Annotated in this window: 2 protein-coding genes; both read left to right on the forward strand. The window is 58.3% G+C overall.

Annotated elements, in window-relative coordinates:
* The coding region (locus EN780_RS39855; protein WP_210215079.1) for a hypothetical protein at positions 1-318 on the forward strand (318 nt) is incomplete at its 5' end.
* Between the two features lie 4 nt (positions 319-322).
* On the forward strand, positions 323-844 hold the full coding sequence (locus EN780_RS34380) for a helix-turn-helix transcriptional regulator (protein WP_128276471.1): 522 nt from the start codon (positions 323-325) through the stop codon (positions 842-844).
* The last annotated feature ends 472 nt before the right edge of the window (positions 845-1,316 follow it).

Here is a 1,316-nt window from a genome sequence, read left to right on the forward strand (position 1 = left end):
GATGTCAGGAAGGCGGTCCAGTCCAGTGCCGAAGAAAGACGCGGCCAGTGGAAATGCCTCCGCTTCAAAATCAGCTCAGAAAAAAAGGCACGCCTCGAAAAACAAACACGCCACTGTCGCCAGAAAGAGTTAGAGGGAAATCCCGACCTTGTCCCTCGGGCGAGGATGCGTCTTGCCGAAGCCCTGGCTCGCGAGGCCTTGAATGGTGCGCCCATAACGAGAGTTTTCAGCACGGTCGGGACGACTTTTGACACTTTATTATGGGCTTTAGTCCAGGAAAGGGGCGTACCGAAAAGGCGAGTTCGTGCGAACACATAGATTCATGCTGCCAAATGAAGCGGGCGAGGTGAACAACCCCCTTCGGGACAATATCGGGTCGTTCCTCGAAATCGAGCGCCGTAGGCGAAAGCTTCGCCATCAACAGATGGCGGAACTGTTCAAAACGTCGCCTGGTCAAGGACTCGCATACCGCACCTACATCCGCACCACGAGAAAACGAAACAACGTGACCCTGCGCACGGTCGAACACATGGCCCAGGCGCTGCAGGTGTCGATCGCGACACTTCTGGTCGGCGGCGCCGAGGTGGAACCATGGGCCCACAACCTCACCGAAAAATCGATCCGCGGGCGCCTTGCCGGCATCATCAACAGCGAGCGTGAGCGCCGCAATCTGCTCCGCTATCAAATGGCGGAGCTCCTGGGTGTGTCGGAGATCACTCTCAACAAGCTCGCGGACGCGGACGGTAATGTCAGTGTCGATACAATCGCCGCTATCGGCGAAGCGCTCAGTCGCGATCCGGCGACCTTTTTGTTTGAGGACTCCGACAGCCAGCAACCGGCCTGATTTGGCACGGCCTATCGTCACCCTTCAACAGCCTCTCGCGGATGTCTACAGTCTTGGTTTAGCGACGTCGGCCGTTAGCCTGTCGACGTCTCATAGATGCCGAACGGCTTCAAGCAGCCCGAAGCCCCGTCGGATCGGCCGCTGAACGGTCGGCCAGCATCTTTATTGCGGGAGCTTCCTGTGGACGCTGCTTATTTCAGGCGGGTTTGGGCCGAAATTTCGCAATCCAGGCGATCTGGCGATAATGTAATTAGGCAGGTTCCTGGCTCCCACGGCGAGCTCGCCACTGCGTCGCCACATTCCTCCGCCTCGGCATGGCGCGGGGTTCGTGACCATTAGGCAGTTCTTTTCGATGCGGTTCCTGCTACCCGCTTGCTCACGCCGGATTCGCAACTCTGGATCGAGGCCGGGGTGATTTCGGGCATTCTGGCGCGCACACAGAATTTCCAGCCCTATCAGCGCAAGGAATGCC

Origin of the sequence: Mesorhizobium sp. M4B.F.Ca.ET.089.01.1.1 (assembly GCF_004022605.1) — a bacterium.
Classification (GTDB): Bacteria; Pseudomonadota; Alphaproteobacteria; order Rhizobiales; family Rhizobiaceae; genus Mesorhizobium; species Mesorhizobium abyssinicae.

Coding starts and splice junctions, on each gene's coding strand:
- EN780_RS34380 (WP_128276471.1), top strand. CDS start 323: ATGCTGCCAAATGAAGCGGGCGAGGTGAACAACCCCCTTCGGGACAAT.